Below are 14,125 nucleotides of genomic sequence, written 5' to 3' on the forward strand. Positions count from 1 at the left end.
TATATATTTTATGGAAATTCCAAGTATCGTAGGAGCAGGATTAATTGTTATCGGTGCCGGTTTAGGTATTGGTAGAATTGGAGGACAAGCTATGGAAGCTATTGCCCGTCAACCAGAAGCTTCTGGAAAAATCCAAACAGCTATGCTTATTGCAGCTGCACTTATTGAAGGTATTGGATTTGCTGCTTTATTCGCAGCTTAGTAACACTAGCAACAGCTATAACGGTTGGTTATAGCTGTTGTTAAAAAAGATTAGTTAAGATTATAACATAGATATACATGGAAAAGTTAATTAATGAATTTTCAATTGGATTGTTCTTTTGGCAATTGGTATTATTTGTAGGCTTAGTTTTATTGTTAAGAAAATTTGCTTGGAAACCCATTCTTGATGCAGTTGAAAAACGCGAAGAAGGAATTAAAGATGCTTTGGATTCTGCAGAGAAAGCAAAGTTGGATATGGAGAACTTGCAGGCCGATAATGAGAAGCTTTTAAAAGAAGCTAGAATGGAGCGTGAAGCCATGCTTAAAGAAGCTAGGGATATCAAATCAAAAATGATAGAAGATGCTAAAGAGGAAGCACAAGATCAAGCCAATAAAATGATTCAGCAAGCACAAGCAGCTATTGAAGGAGAAAAGAAGTCTGCTATGGCAGAACTTAAAAACCATGTTGCTGGACTGTCTATAGAAATTGCAGAAAAAGTAATTCGTGAGGAGTTATCTAATAAAGACAAGCAAGTTGATTTAGTAGAGTCTATGTTGGCTGAAACAACTTTAAACTAAGTAAAAATGGCAGGAGCAAGAGCAGCAGTACGTTATGCTAAAGCAGTCCTAAGTTTGGCCAATGCCCAAAACCAGGCTGATGCTGTGAACAACGATATGAAGTTAATGGCCACTACTATTGCAGAAAGCCAAGAATTAAGCGATATGCTTAATAATTCTGTGATTAAGGTAGAAGCTAAAAAAGCAGCGTTATTAGCTGTTTTTCCTAACCTTAATGCAATTAGTACAGGTTTGTTTGATTTGCTAATAACAAACAAGCGTATAAGTATTCTAAATGATATAGCAATCAAGTATAGTGATTTATACGATACGCTAAATGGAAAAGAGATAGCACAAGTTACAACAGCCTTTCCTTTGACCAAAGATTTAGAAGCCAAAGTACTTGCTAAAGTAAAAACGCTTACAGATAAAACTGTTGAGCTTCAAAGTATTGTAGATGAAACCATTTTAGGAGGGTTCATCTTAAGAGTTGGCGACAAGCAATATGATGCGAGTGTTTCTAACAAACTTAACAAATTAAAAAGAGAATTTACATTAAATTAAAATAAGATGGCAGAAGTAAAACCAGCTGAAGTATCAGCAATCTTAAAACAACAACTTGCAGGTTTCGAAGCGTCGGCTTCGCTAGACGAGGTAGGAACAGTATTAACTGTTGGAGATGGTATTGTACGTGCTTATGGACTTTCTAATGCGCAATACGGAGAATTGGTAGAATTCGATGGCGGTTTAGAAGGGATTGTACTTAACCTTGAAGAAGATAATGTTGGTATCGTATTATTAGGTGCTTCCATAGGGGTAAGTGAAGGTTCTACAGTAAAACGTACAGGTAAAATTGCCTCTATTAATGTTGGAGAGGGTATTGTTGGACGTGTTGTAGATACGCTTGGTAATCCAATTGATGGTAAAGGGGCTATCGCTGGTGAGACTTTCCAAATGCCTTTAGAGCGTAAAGCACCAGGAGTTATTTATCGTGAGCCCGTAACCGAGCCATTACAAACAGGTATTAAATCTATAGATGCCATGATTCCTGTTGGGCGTGGACAACGTGAGTTGGTGATTGGAGACCGTCAGACTGGTAAAACAACAGTTTGTATTGATACCATCTTAAATCAAAAAGAATTTTATGATGCAGGTGAGCCTGTATATTGTATATATGTAGCTATAGGACAAAAAGCGTCTACTGTTGCTTTAATTGCAAAAACATTAGAGGAAAAAGGAGCGTTAGCGTATACCACTATTGTGGCTGCAAACGCATCAGATCCTGCACCAATGCAAGTTTATGCTCCCTTTGCAGGAGCTGCTATTGGTGAGTATTTTAGAGATACTGGCCGTCCGGCTTTAATTATCTATGATGACTTATCCAAGCAGGCAGTAGCTTACCGTGAGGTATCCTTGTTATTACGTCGTCCACCAGGACGTGAGGCCTATCCAGGAGACGTTTTCTACTTGCACTCTCGTTTATTAGAGCGTTCTGCGAAGGTAATCAATGATGATTCTATTGCTAAGGATATGAACGATCTTCCTGATGTATTAAAACCAATCGTTAAAGGAGGAGGCTCTTTAACAGCATTACCAATTATTGAAACGCAGGCTGGTGACGTATCGGCATATATCCCAACAAACGTAATTTCGATTACCGATGGACAGATATTCTTGGAGTCCGATTTATTTAACTCAGGTGTACGTCCAGCGATTAACGTAGGTATTTCAGTATCACGTGTTGGTGGTAATGCGCAGATTAAATCCATGAAGAAAGTAGCTGGTACGTTAAAGTTAGACCAGGCACAATTCCGTGAACTAGAAGCGTTTGCTAAGTTTGGTTCAGACTTGGATGCCGCAACTTTAAACGTGATCGAGAAAGGTAAACGTAACGTTGAGATCTTAAAACAAGCTCAAAACGATCCGTTTACAGTTGAAGATCAGATTGCAATTATTTATGCTGGATCAAAAAACTTGTTAAAAGATGTTCCTGTAGAGAAAGTTAAAGAATTTGAAAGAGATTATATAGAATTCTTAAATGCTAAACATAGAGATACTTTAGATACTTTAAAGTCTGGTAAGTTAACAGACGAAGTTACAGATACATTAGTAGCTGTAGCTAAGGATTTATCGGCAAAGTATAAAGCATAATTGTCATTCCTGCGAAGGCAGGAATCTCATATTTGGAGTTCAATTAAAATAGATTTCGCATCAAATGCGGAATGACAAAAGGAGATTATGGCTAATCTAAAAGAAATACGTAACAGAATATCATCGGTGTCTTCAACCATGCAGATAACCAGTGCCATGAAAATGGTATCGGCTGCTAAGTTAAAGAAGGCACAAGATGCTATTACCGCAATGCGTCCTTATGCAAATAAGTTAACCGAGCTTTTACAAAGTTTAAGTGCGACTTTAGATGCAGACTCAGGCAGTGTTTTTTCAACCCAACGAGATGTAAAGAATGTTCTAATTGTTCCCATTACCTCTAACAGGGGCTTATGTGGCGCTTTTAATTCTAACATTATTAAGCAAACACAACATTTAATCGACAATGTTTATGCTGGTAAAAATGTACAGGTGGTTGCAATAGGTAAAAAAACCAACGATGCCTTTGCTAAGAAAAATATTGTCATTGCAAATAAAAGTGAGGTATTCGATGATTTGACTTTCGATAATGTCTCTGAAATAGCCCAGTTATTAATGGATAAGTTTGTAGCAGGCGATTTCGATAAAATTGAAGTTGTATATAACAAATTTAAAAATGCCGCAACACAAGAAGTAATAACAGAACAGTTTTTACCAATTGTACAGGTTGAAGCCGATGCAAATGTTAATCTCGATTATATTTTTGAACCTACTAAAGTAGAAATCGTTGAGCAATTAATACCAAAGTCTTTAAAAACGCAATTGTATAAGGCGATAAGAGATTCTTTCGCAAGTGAACACGGTGCCCGTATGACAGCAATGCATAAAGCAACCGATAATGCAACCGAATTAAGAGATCAGTTAAAATTGACTTACAACAAAGCGCGTCAAGCAGCTATTACTAACGAGATCCTTGAGATTGTTGGTGGAGCAGAAGCTTTAAATAATTAGATTGCTGTTCTAAGAACATTCAAAAAAGGGATTTTCACTATAAATTATCAAGCCTCACTTTAAGTGGGGCTTTTTTTATGGCATCAATTTTGAAACTGTATCTTTATATAGTTCGAAATGGTTGCAATAAAAAATATATCGTTTTCATCTTTAATTATACTGGCAGTGTTCAGCTGTATAAGTGCTCAGAAACTTCAAGATAGGATGCCTATGGCGATAGGTGATGTATATTATGAGCCTTGGATATCTGGAGTGAAAAGTGGCGGTAAAGGAGGTAATTTATATATTCCAGTGTTATCGAACCCTAAGGATATTATACTAGATAGTGTCTTTTTTAGAGGAAAACAAGCCAAGTTGGAATTTGTGGATGAATCACTGTTTGTGGGGCGATTTAAAACTTCCCTGAATCAGGAGCAGGATATAATTATGAGTAATAAGCCCTATGCCGAATATGGTAATAAAGCACCGGTACGCCCAAAAAAGATGCCTTTTGAGCTAAAGGATAATACCTGTATAGTAAGTTACAAGTATGGCAACAAAACGCATTACTTTAAAATCGAGGGCATTGCCGAAAAAGAAGTGCAAATATATCGAGGTTCTCGTACTAAGAAGCAATAACTTATCTTTGGTTTACGTTAGCTAAAAACGTATTTTTAGCCATATAAACAAATACTACTTGAGTACATTAAAGACCTTCTTTAAGGATACCATTATATACGGGCTAGCAACTGTTTTGCCAAGACTAATGAATTTTGTTTTGGTCCCATTACATACAGATACTTTGGGAACAGCTAGTTATTCTGATAATACCACATTTTACGTTTATGCAGCTTTTTTTAATGTGCTGTTAACCTATGGCATGGAAACAGCCTTTTTTAGGTTTTTCAGTAAGAGTGAAGAAAAAAGCAAAGTGTTTTCTACAGCTTTAATTAGTTTAATGGTAACAACGATCTTTTTTTTAATAGTTGTTTTATCGTTTAGTGTAGAATTGGCGGAATTGGTAAACTTAAAAGAAAGTTATTTTAATTTGTTAATAGGCGTGTTGGTTTTAGATGCTATTGTTGTTATACCTTTTGCATATTTAAGGGCTACAGGAAAACCTATTAAGTTCACAGCTATAAAATTGAGTAATATTTTTATTTATGTCTTGTTGAATTTTTTCTTCTTATGGGCTATTCCAAAGTTTGCTATAAAAGCTTCCTATTACGATGGGGACGACTTGGTAAAATATATATTTGTAGCCAATTTTGCAGCCAGTGTGGTTACCTTTTTAATGTTAACGCCCTATTTTTTTAAGGTTAAGCTGCAATTTAGTAAAGTCATTTTTAAGCAGTTGCTAAATTATGGCCTGCCAATCATGGTGGCTGGTCTGGCCTATGTTATTAACGAAAATTTTGATAAGTGGTTACTGCCAACTGTGTTGGGTAAGGATATTAATGGAGCTTATAGTGGATGTTATAAAATAGCTGTTTTTATGACTATTTTCATTCAGGCGTTCAGATTGGGGGCAGAGCCGTTCTTTTTTAATCACGCTAAGGAGAAAAATGCAAAAGAGACCTATGCTATTATCATGAAATACTTTGTAATATTAGGGAGTTTCATGCTTGTTTTTATTATTGCTTATCTGGATATTTTTAAGTCCCTAATCGTTAGGGATGAGAGTTATTGGGTGGCTATAAATATTGTGCCTATAGTGCTGTTCGCTAATTTGTGCTTGGGTATTTATTTCAATTTGGCCATTTGGTATAAGCTAACCGATAAAACGCGTTACGGTATGTATCTGTCGTTGGTAGGAGCCATTATTACAATTCTCTTTAATGTCATTATGATCGAAAAAATAGGGTTTATTGCGGCTGCTTGGGCTACATTACTGGCCTATGGAACCATGATGGTCTTATCTTATTATTTGGGACAAAAACATTACGAAGTTCCCTATAACCTCAAAAGTATAGTAAGTTATTTAGTTTTAGCCATTATTTTATCGGTTCTAGCGCTTAACACAAATGCAAACTATTATATAAATACAGCTTTACTTTTAGTATTTTTGGCTATTATTTATGTGTTAGAAAAAAACGAATTAAAACGGCTGTTAACAAGATTATAATGCCATATTAGGCTTAGAAGGTCATTTAAAAATAAAACATATGCAAATTAAAATAATAAATACATCCAATCACGAATTGCCCAATTATGAAACGATTGCTTCGGCCGGAATGGATCTACGTGCCAAGTTATCAGAGGCTCGGACATTAAAGCCCTTGGAAAGGAGTATTGTTGGAACGGGCCTGTTTATAGAGTTACCTATAGGTTACGAGGCTCAGGTAAGACCACGAAGTGGATTGGCAGCCAAAAAAGGAATTACGGTGTTAAATGCTCCCGGTACTGTAGATGCCGATTATAGAGGAGAAATTGGCGTGATACTGATAAACCTTTCTAACGATGACTTTACTATAGAAAATGGTGAACGTATTGCGCAATTAGTAATTGCGAAACACGAGCGTGCCGAGTGGATTGAGGTTGAAGAACTTTCTCAAACATCTCGTGGAGCAGGTGGTTTTGGGAGTACAGGAACAAAGTGATTAAAGAATTACGATTGACGATTTTTGATTTTCAGAATATAAAAAGAAAACATTTGTGAATTAGAGTGGCTAGAGCAAATCAATAATCAACAAAAAATTAGCTTAAAAAGATGAAAATAATAGTACCAATGGCAGGACGCGGGTCACGATTAAGGCCCCATAGTTTAACAATACCAAAACCTTTAATCCCAGTTGCTGGTCAGCCTATTGTGCATCGCTTGGTAAAGGATATAGCCAAGGTTTTAAAACAGCCTATAGAAGAAATAGCATTTGTACTTGGCGACCCTGCTTGGTTTGGAGACGATGTTGTCTCAAGCTTGCAAGATTTAGCAGAAGGTTTAGGAGCTAAAGCCTCCATTTACCGTCAGGACCAGCCTTTAGGGACAGGCCATGCTATTATGTGTGCCAAGCCCTCACTGTCCGGACCCGCTGTAATTGCTTATGCCGATACATTAATTAGAGCAAAATTCGATTTAGACCCAAATGCAGATAGCGTTATTTGGACGAAACAAGTTGACAACCCAGAAGCCTATGGCGTTGTAAAATTAAATGCTAATGAAGAAATTGTTGAATTGGTGGAGAAACCTCAAGATTTTGTTAGCAATCAAGCAGTAATCGGTATTTATTACTTTAAAGATGTAAGTGTTTTAAAGGATAAATTACAAGAAGTTTTGGAAGAAAACGTTATGAATGGTGGAGAATACCAAATAAATGACGGAATTAAGCGTATGATGGCCGATGGAAACGTTTTTAAGACTGGTACGGTTGACGAATGGATGGACTGTGGTAATAAGGCGATAACTATTGAAACCAATGGTAAGATGCTAGGGTTTTTAAAAGCTGATGGCGAAGAACAATTGGTAGCTCCTTCAGTGAAATTAGATAATTCTAAGGTTATAGAGCCGTGTTTTATCGGTGAGAATGTTGTTCTTAAAAACACAACTGTTGGACCTTACGTGTCTATTGGTAATAATAGTTTTATTGAAAATGCTACTATCAAGAATAGTTTGATACAAACACATACAATCATTAAAAATGCTAACTTAGATGAAGCAATGATTGGGAACTATGTGTCATTCGATGGTAATTTTAAAGCCATTAGTATAGGTGATTATGCCGTTTTGGAGTAGCTTATAAACACAGACAGGAATCGCATAACGTTTGGAATGCATATTGTATTACTTATAGTCTAGATTAAAGGCAAAAGGTGTTTTTATGAAATGCCATTAACAAAAAGTTGCAAACCCAACCGAAATCGAAGATTCACGAACTCCTATTTTCAAAATAAGAACACGTGAATATATGATAATTTAGGCATTGCATCTGACCACTTAAAAACAATAAATATTAACAGATGAAACGTAATATATACATAATACTATTTCTTTTGGGGAGTTTATTGTTTCCTATGCATCATTACGCCCAGGTAGATTTTAATAAAAAGCCTGATGACGATTTAGGTAATGTAGAGGATCAATTCCAAGAACTCTTTTTTGAAGCATTAAAACAGAAAGGGATTGAGAATTACGATCGCTCTGTTGAAGCACTTTTAAAATGTGTTGAATTGGATAAAAATGTCCCTGTGTTATATTTCGAGCTTGGAAAAAACTATAATAAGCTTAAAAATTTTGGAGCGGCCGAAGATGCCCTAAAGAAAGCGGTAAGTAAAGAACCTGACAACGAATGGTTTTTGGATGAGCTTTATGGGTTTTATGCCCAACAGAATGAATACGACAAAGCCATAAAAACGGTTAAACAGTTGGTTAAATACCATCCCGATTACAAAGAAGACCTAGCTGCTTTATATGTTAGAACCAAAAAGTATAAGGATGCATTGGAACTGTTAGATGCGCTTGATGCAGAGTTTGGTATTTCAATAGAGAGGGATAGGATGCGTAACCAAGTATATGAGGCAACAGGACGTAAAAAGGATCAAATAAAAAATTTGGAAGCTCGTGTTGAAAACAATCCAGATAAAGAATCCAATTATTTGAACCTTATTTTTAGATATAGTGAGAATAACGATAAAGAGAAAGCTTTTGAAACAGCAAAAGAATTATTAAAAGTAAATCCGAATTCACAATTGGTGCATTTGGCTCTGTATAAGTTTTATCTGGATGATGCTGACACACAAAAGGCTATAGCCTCTATGAAAATAGTTATTAGAAGCGCACAGATTAAGCCAGAAGCGAAGCTTAAGGTCTTATCAGATTTTGTTAAATTTGTGGGGAATCACCCAGAGCATGAAGCCGATTTGGTTGAAGCAACCCTATTAATGGGAGATTTAAACAATGCCAAAACACTTGTTGAAGTTGCCCAATATTATCTAACAAAGAACAATAAAGAAAAAGGACTTGAGTATTATGAGCAAGCGTTAAAGTTAGATAATGATAATTTTGATGTTTTACGCAATGTATTGTTGCTATATGTCGATTTGAAGAAAGATGCATTTGCAGAAGCAAGGAGTAGTAAAGCACTCGAAAAGTATCCTTCGCAACCTATTCTTTACCTAATAAACGGCGTGACTTTAAATAACTTACAACAGCCTAAAAAGGCTGTGGAAGTTTTAGAAATAGGACTTGATTATATTATTGATAGCCCCAAAATGGAAGCCGATTTTTATAATCAGTTAAGTAAGGCCTATGGCCAGTTAAATAATGCTGCCAAAGCAAAGTTTTATGATGATAAAGCAAAACAATTAGAATCTTCGAATTAATGTATACTTATAGACGCTCCATTACAATCCTATTGCTGTTACTGGTTTTTAATTGCAAATCGGCCAGAACGGTCAGATCTGGAGAAGCAAACCTTAAATTATCGGCCAAACAATTAATTAAAGAGAATTTAAAGCAGACACCCCGTTTTAAAACCTTGGCAGCACGTGTTAAAGTAGATGTTCAAGATGGTGATAAAGAAAAAGGGTATACCGTTAATATGCGTATAGAGAAAGACAAAAAAATCTTATTGATGTCTTCTCCAATATCATTTGTTAAAGCCCTGATAACACCTGATAAGGTAAGTTTTTATAATAAACTCGATAACACCTATTTTGAAGGAGACTATAGCTATTTAAGTAAGTTGTTGGGAACAGAATTAGATTTTGAAAAAGTACAGAATTTACTTTTGGGAGAAGCTCTGTACCATTTAAAAGATGAGACTTACAAGGTGTCGGTCGACAACAATACCTACGTTTTACAGCCTAAGCAACAACGTGCTGTTTTTGAATTGTTTTTGTTCCTTGAACCCTCGTATTTTAAAATTAAGTCGCAGCAACTATACCAACCCCAAAAGTTTAGGTATTTACAAATCGATTATTTAGATTATCAAAAGGTTGCAAAACAAACCTTGCCGCAACGTATTAAAGTTATTGCCGTTGAAGCAAATGAAGAGCTAATTATTAACTTAGAATATAAGGGTGCGGCATTGGATGTAGATCTTAGGTTCCCGTTTAAAATACCGTCTGGATATAAGGAAATCGCATTTGAATGATAAAAACCAATAGCATAAGTAAATCTATTTTTTTGTTGGCTTTCTTGCTGTGTAGTACCATTGCTCCTGCTCAAAACAACAAGCAAAAAGCTTTGGAGACGCGTAGACAGGAATTGCGTCGAGAAATCCAAAAAATTAATGAGCTACGAACCGAGAACAAGTCGAAAGAGAAATCGGAATTATCCTTGATAGAAGATCTTAATTATAAGATACGCGTATTAGATAATTTAATTAAAGTTACCAATCAACAGGCTAACTTGTTAACAAGAGAGATTGGTGCTAACCAAAAACGAATTACAGCATTACGAGACGAATTAAAACAATTAAAGGAAGATTATGCGGCAATGATCGTTAAATCGTATAAAAGCAAAAATCAACAAAGTAAGATTATGTTTTTGTTGTCTTCAAACGATTTTAAGCAGGCATATAAGCGTTTACAATATATTAAGCAGTATTCCGATCATCAAAAGCAACAAGGGGAAACCATAAAGGCTAAAACAAGAGAATTACAACAGGTTAATGTTGATTTGCTAAAACAGCAAGAAGATAAAAAGAAGTTGATAGCTGATAATCGGGAGCATCAAAAGGCTTTGGAAACTGAGCGTAAACAGCATGAAACAATAATGAAAGCCGTTAGAAAAAATATTTCGTTATATGCTTCCCAGATTAAGAATAAACAACGTGAAGCCGATAGGATAGATGCCCAAATAGACCGTATTATAAAAGAAGCTATTGCCAGTTCCAATAAACGTGCAGGAAAAGCTACTAGCTCGGCAACCTTTGCTTTAACAGCCGAAGAGAAAATATTGGCATCCAATTTTACAGCAAATAAAGGAAAATTGCCCTGGCCAGTAGAGAAAGGTTTTGTTAAGTTGGGGTATGGTAAACAACCGCATCCCTTAAATAAGAGCTTGACTATAAACAGCAACGGGGTTCGAATAGCAACTGAGAGAAATGCAAAGGTAAGGGCTATTTTTAATGGAGAGGTAACCAAAATAGTTGCCATTAAAAATGGAAACATCATTGTTATGGTTCGCCATGGAAATTACTTTACAGCCTATAAGAATTTGGGGAGGGTTTACGTAAAAAAAGGCGATAAAATTTCTACAAAGCAGGAAATAGGTGAGGTCTTTACGAATCCTTCCAGTGGAGAGACAACCCTTAATTTTAGCATTTTTAAAGAAACAAGAACGGAAAATCCAGCTTCGTGGATTTATAAAATGTAATCACCTTTTTATCAGGATCATTATAAATTAACTTGAATAATGTTTAAGAGTCCTAATGTCTCTTCGAGTGAAATTCTGAAAGAATTTAGTATCGAGAAGTACTTTTAGTGGGAAATTTATTTGTTTTCGATACACCAAATCACAGATTTGGCACTCAAACAGACATAAATTCCTTATTCATTATTAACGTTAAATTAGGGATGTTCTAACGGATCTGAATTAGTATTATTCAAACAGTGCCTTTAGTTCGGTAGCATCATTTGGTTTTATTTTTCCGGCAAGCAGCAAACTTAATTGCTTACGACGTAAGGCGGCTGCAAAGCGCTCTTTTTCTAGTTTCGTTTCAGGAAGTACTTCTGGAACTGCAATAGGTCTTCCGGTTTCGTCGACAGCTACAAAGGTATAAATAGCTTCATTAGCCTTCGTTTTTTCGCCAGATTCACGATCCTCGATCCATACATCTATAAAGACTTCCATAGAGGTGTTGAAAGCTCGGGATACTTTGGCTTCAACAGTAACCACACTTCCTAAGGGAACGGCTCTGTTGAATGCAACATGGTTTACCGAAGCTGTTACCACAATACGTCTTGAGTGTCTTCTGGCAGCAATACTTGCCGCACGATCCATACGGGCTAATAACTCTCCTCCAAATAAATTGTTTAACGGATTGGTTTCACCGGGTAAAACCATATCAGTAAGGATCGTCTTGGATTGTTCAGGCGTTTTTGCTTGCATCATTTGTGGTTTTTTTAATGATGCCGCAAAGTTAAAACGATTTTAGGATTAAAGAAGTAAAATATTGACGAATTCGCAAAAAACTAGTTTAGTTTTTTAACCGATAACCAAGCATCCTTGTTATGGTTTGTTCTAATGTTTCGAATGGCTTTTAAGGCGTCTTTTCCATTTTCATAACTGGCATAAACTACTTCGTACAAACCAGATTTGTTCATACCAATTGTTCTCGCATTTGGATACCCTTGCTTTCTGAGTTGTTGAACCATTTTATTCGAATTATCTTCAACTCTAAAGGCCCCAGCAATAATATGATAGTTGCCAGATTGTTTAGTAAGGTTAACAGTAATAGCAGGGAGCGGATTTAAATTAAAAGTAGCCTGTTGTATTTTTGTGTCAAGCTGTTGTTCCGCTGTTTCCTGAGCTATTTGATTATGTTGTTCAATTTTGTTAACGTAAAAGTTGGATGCAGCAAAACCCCCAAGGGAGAGGGCAATTACAGCTACAGCAGCGTATTTCAAATACGATCTGTTTTTACGTTTTTCGGGTGTAACAGCAATAGGTATTACGTTTTCAATTGTTTCGGCAGTTTCCTTATAAACTTCACGGGTTACCGTTGGAGAAACAAACTGGGAGAGACCAAATGCATCTGTTAAATAATTAAGATGATAAGTCGGTTCAAACAAAATTTTGCCTTCACTGTTTAATGTAATATCTCCTATATTTTTAAAAGATACCGTTTCACCCTGCATCAAACTAGATTTGATCGCTTTTATGCGCTTTTGAATTTTTCCGGCTGCGGCTTCAAAAGAGATTTTTTCTATATCGGCAATGTAATGGGTCAATAGACCATCGCTTTTTTGGATCTGTTCATTAAACGACACCATTTTTTTAGGTGGATAAAAAGCATTTGTAGTTTCGTTTATAGAAGCAGGAACACGTTGTGTTAAAAAAGCTCCAAATTCAGGAACTGTAACACATTCATATCTGTATAATAAATCGCTGATGTAGGTTTCTAGTTGCATGTAAACAAAGTTAAAAATTTTTGCTTTCAGGTAAAATTAACCTCAAAATATTTATTAACACTTTAAAAATTCTTTTATTGTAACTTCAAAATCAAATGAATACATGTCTGAAAATGATTTGCTTTATACTCTGGCCCTGCAGCATGTCCCAAAAATTGGCGACATAACAGCTAAGAAATTGATTACGAATTGTGGCTCGGCCGAGGCTGTTTTTAAGGAAAAGAAACAAAATTTGCTTAAAATCGATGGTATTGGCTCCATTATGTTGAATGATTTAAATGAAAAGGATCATTTAGTAGCGGCTGAAGCTGAAATTCATTTTATGGAATCCAATAATATTACGTGTTCCTATTTTAAGGATGCCAATTACCCGGGTAAATTAAAACATTGTATTGATGGCCCTATTCTGTTATTTCAATCGGGGCAGATTAATATAAACCATCAGCCCATTATTAGTATTGTGGGAACTCGAAAAATAACAACTCATGGTATTGCTTTTTGCGAAGCTTTGGTCGAGGCACTCACACCATATAACCCAATAATTGTTTCGGGACTTGCTTATGGAACGGATATTACGGCGCATAAAGCAGCATTAAAGCATAATTTGCAAACAATAGGCTGTTTGGCACATGGGTTAAATCAAATTTACCCTAAAGTGCATAAGAAGTATGTGGCAGCTATTGAAAATAACGGTGGGTTTTTTACCGATTTTTGGAGTAGTGCTACTTTTGATAGGAATAATTTCTTGAAGCGAAATAGGGTTATAGCCGGTTTGAGTGAAGCAACTATTGTAATAGAATCGGCCGAAAAAGGAGGGAGTTTAGTAACAGCTGATATTGCCAATTCGTACAACCGGGATGTCTTTGCAGTACCAGGGCGTACTACAGACACACAAAGCCTAGGTTGCAATAACTTAATAAAATACCAAAAGGCACATATGTTGTCTAATCCTTTAGACGTACCCTATATTTTAAATTGGCAATTAGAAGAACCCAATAAGCAGGTCGTTCAAAAACAATTGTTTGTTGAGTTGGAAGCCGATGAGAAAGTTATTTATAACTATCTTAAAGAGCATAATAAACAACTGTTAGATGTTATTGCTGTAAATTGTAATATGCCAATTTATAAAGTGGCCAGTATGTTATTAAACATGGAGCTTAAAGGGGTTGTTCGCCCGTTACCGGGTAAATTATTTGAGCTTGTTTAACAAACAGTC

Annotated in this window: 15 protein-coding genes; 13 read left to right on the forward strand and 2 right to left on the reverse strand. The window is 35.8% G+C overall.

Translation table 11 applies throughout. The features are described 5' to 3' along the window. The first annotated feature begins 10 nt into the window (after window positions 1-10). The 12 genes from atpE to JF259_RS08865 all read left to right on the forward strand — a co-directional run bounded on the left by atpE (window position 11) and on the right by JF259_RS08865 (window position 11,152). Window positions 11-202 (forward strand): ATP synthase F0 subunit C, encoded by a 192-nt coding sequence (gene atpE / locus JF259_RS08810; protein ID WP_199114950.1) that lies wholly within the window; start codon window positions 11-13, stop codon window positions 200-202. Between the two features lie 77 nt (window positions 203-279). Beyond that, window positions 280-780 carry a F0F1 ATP synthase subunit B gene (locus tag JF259_RS08815; RefSeq protein ID WP_199114951.1) on the forward strand — a complete coding sequence of 167 codons (501 nt, stop codon included), beginning with the start codon at window positions 280-282 and terminating at the stop codon, window positions 778-780. A 6-nt stretch (window positions 781-786) separates the two neighbouring features. Continuing rightward, window positions 787-1,323 carry an ATP synthase F1 subunit delta gene (atpH, locus tag JF259_RS08820; protein ID WP_199114952.1) on the forward strand — a complete coding sequence of 179 codons (537 nt, stop codon included), beginning with the start codon at window positions 787-789 and terminating at the stop codon, window positions 1,321-1,323. A gap of 6 nt (window positions 1,324-1,329) precedes the next feature. Further along, complete coding sequence (gene atpA, locus JF259_RS08825; protein ID WP_199114953.1) at window positions 1,330-2,910, forward strand: F0F1 ATP synthase subunit alpha; 1,581 nt, start codon at window positions 1,330-1,332, stop codon at window positions 2,908-2,910. A gap of 87 nt (window positions 2,911-2,997) precedes the next feature. Beyond that, window positions 2,998-3,858 carry an ATP synthase F1 subunit gamma gene (gene atpG / locus JF259_RS08830; RefSeq protein ID WP_199114954.1) on the forward strand — a complete coding sequence of 287 codons (861 nt, stop codon included), beginning with the start codon at window positions 2,998-3,000 and terminating at the stop codon, window positions 3,856-3,858. A 117-nt stretch (window positions 3,859-3,975) separates the two neighbouring features. Further along, window positions 3,976-4,476 carry a hypothetical protein gene (locus JF259_RS08835; RefSeq protein ID WP_199114955.1) on the forward strand — a complete coding sequence of 167 codons (501 nt, stop codon included), beginning with the start codon at window positions 3,976-3,978 and terminating at the stop codon, window positions 4,474-4,476. A 58-nt stretch (window positions 4,477-4,534) separates the two neighbouring features. Beyond that, a complete protein-coding gene (locus tag JF259_RS08840; RefSeq protein WP_199114956.1) occupies window positions 4,535-5,962 on the forward strand; it encodes an oligosaccharide flippase family protein in 1,428 nt (475 codons plus the stop codon). A 40-nt stretch (window positions 5,963-6,002) separates the two neighbouring features. After that, window positions 6,003-6,437 carry a dUTP diphosphatase gene (gene dut, locus JF259_RS08845; RefSeq protein WP_199114957.1) on the forward strand — a complete coding sequence of 145 codons (435 nt, stop codon included), beginning with the start codon at window positions 6,003-6,005 and terminating at the stop codon, window positions 6,435-6,437. A gap of 110 nt (window positions 6,438-6,547) precedes the next feature. Next, complete coding sequence (locus tag JF259_RS08850; protein ID WP_199114958.1) at window positions 6,548-7,567, forward strand: sugar nucleotidyltransferase; 1,020 nt, start codon at window positions 6,548-6,550, stop codon at window positions 7,565-7,567. 224 nt (window positions 7,568-7,791) lie between these two features. Next, the gene (locus tag JF259_RS08855) at window positions 7,792-9,153 is read left to right on the forward strand and encodes a tetratricopeptide repeat protein (RefSeq protein ID WP_199114959.1); all 1,362 of its coding nucleotides are present in this window, start codon (window positions 7,792-7,794) and stop codon (window positions 9,151-9,153) included. Next, entirely contained in the window at window positions 9,153-9,926 is a 774-nt protein-coding gene (locus tag JF259_RS08860) for a DUF4292 domain-containing protein (protein WP_199114960.1), read from the forward strand. The genes JF259_RS08855 and JF259_RS08860 overlap by 1 nt, the downstream gene beginning before the upstream one ends. Continuing rightward, window positions 9,923-11,152 (forward strand): murein hydrolase activator EnvC family protein, encoded by a 1,230-nt coding sequence (locus JF259_RS08865; protein ID WP_199114961.1) that lies wholly within the window; start codon window positions 9,923-9,925, stop codon window positions 11,150-11,152. Before JF259_RS08860 ends, JF259_RS08865 begins: the two co-directional genes overlap by 4 nt. A 225-nt stretch (window positions 11,153-11,377) precedes the next feature. Here the strand turns inward: JF259_RS08865 and JF259_RS08870 are convergent, their stop codons facing one another. Together JF259_RS08870 and JF259_RS08875 are read right to left on the reverse strand one after the other, a co-directional pair. Beyond that, window positions 11,378-11,887, reverse strand: a complete 510-nt coding sequence (locus JF259_RS08870; RefSeq protein ID WP_199115025.1) for an acyl-CoA thioesterase — start codon at window positions 11,885-11,887, stop codon at window positions 11,378-11,380. A gap of 83 nt (window positions 11,888-11,970) precedes the next feature. Continuing rightward, the gene (locus JF259_RS08875) at window positions 11,971-12,909 is read right to left on the reverse strand and encodes an HU domain-containing protein (RefSeq protein ID WP_199114962.1); all 939 of its coding nucleotides are present in this window, start codon (window positions 12,907-12,909) and stop codon (window positions 11,971-11,973) included. A gap of 103 nt (window positions 12,910-13,012) precedes the next feature. Between JF259_RS08875 and dprA the strand changes: the two genes are divergently transcribed. Beyond that, complete coding sequence (gene dprA / locus JF259_RS08880) at window positions 13,013-14,116, forward strand: DNA-processing protein DprA (RefSeq protein ID WP_199114963.1); 1,104 nt, start codon at window positions 13,013-13,015, stop codon at window positions 14,114-14,116. Window positions 14,117-14,125 lie beyond the last annotated feature (9 nt).

Source organism: Snuella sedimenti (assembly GCF_016428595.1).
Classification (GTDB): Bacteria; Bacteroidota; Bacteroidia; order Flavobacteriales; family Flavobacteriaceae; genus Snuella; species Snuella sedimenti.

What these genes read in the sequence shown, in the direction of transcription:
- atpE (WP_199114950.1), top strand. Translation starts at nt 11, where the DNA reads ATGGAAATTCCAAGTATCGTAGGAGCAGGATTAATTGTTATCGGTGCC.
- JF259_RS08815 (WP_199114951.1), top strand. Translation starts at nt 280, where the DNA reads ATGGAAAAGTTAATTAATGAATTTTCAATTGGATTGTTCTTTTGGCAA.
- atpH (WP_199114952.1), top strand. Translation starts at nt 787, where the DNA reads ATGGCAGGAGCAAGAGCAGCAGTACGTTATGCTAAAGCAGTCCTAAGT.
- atpA (WP_199114953.1), top strand. Translation starts at nt 1,330, where the DNA reads ATGGCAGAAGTAAAACCAGCTGAAGTATCAGCAATCTTAAAACAACAA.
- atpG (WP_199114954.1), top strand. Translation starts at nt 2,998, where the DNA reads ATGGCTAATCTAAAAGAAATACGTAACAGAATATCATCGGTGTCTTCA.
- JF259_RS08835 (WP_199114955.1), top strand. Translation starts at nt 3,976, where the DNA reads ATGGTTGCAATAAAAAATATATCGTTTTCATCTTTAATTATACTGGCA.
- dut (WP_199114957.1), top strand. Translation starts at nt 6,003, where the DNA reads ATGCAAATTAAAATAATAAATACATCCAATCACGAATTGCCCAATTAT.
- JF259_RS08850 (WP_199114958.1), top strand. Translation starts at nt 6,548, where the DNA reads ATGAAAATAATAGTACCAATGGCAGGACGCGGGTCACGATTAAGGCCC.
- JF259_RS08855 (WP_199114959.1), top strand. Translation starts at nt 7,792, where the DNA reads ATGAAACGTAATATATACATAATACTATTTCTTTTGGGGAGTTTATTG.
- JF259_RS08860 (WP_199114960.1), top strand. Translation starts at nt 9,153, where the DNA reads ATGTATACTTATAGACGCTCCATTACAATCCTATTGCTGTTACTGGTT.
- JF259_RS08865 (WP_199114961.1), top strand. Translation starts at nt 9,923, where the DNA reads ATGATAAAAACCAATAGCATAAGTAAATCTATTTTTTTGTTGGCTTTC.
- JF259_RS08870 (WP_199115025.1), bottom strand. Translation starts at nt 11,887, where the DNA reads ATGCAAGCAAAAACGCCTGAACAATCCAAGACGATCCTTACTGATATG.
- JF259_RS08875 (WP_199114962.1), bottom strand. Translation starts at nt 12,909, where the DNA reads ATGCAACTAGAAACCTACATCAGCGATTTATTATACAGATATGAATGT.
- dprA (WP_199114963.1), top strand. Translation starts at nt 13,013, where the DNA reads ATGTCTGAAAATGATTTGCTTTATACTCTGGCCCTGCAGCATGTCCCA.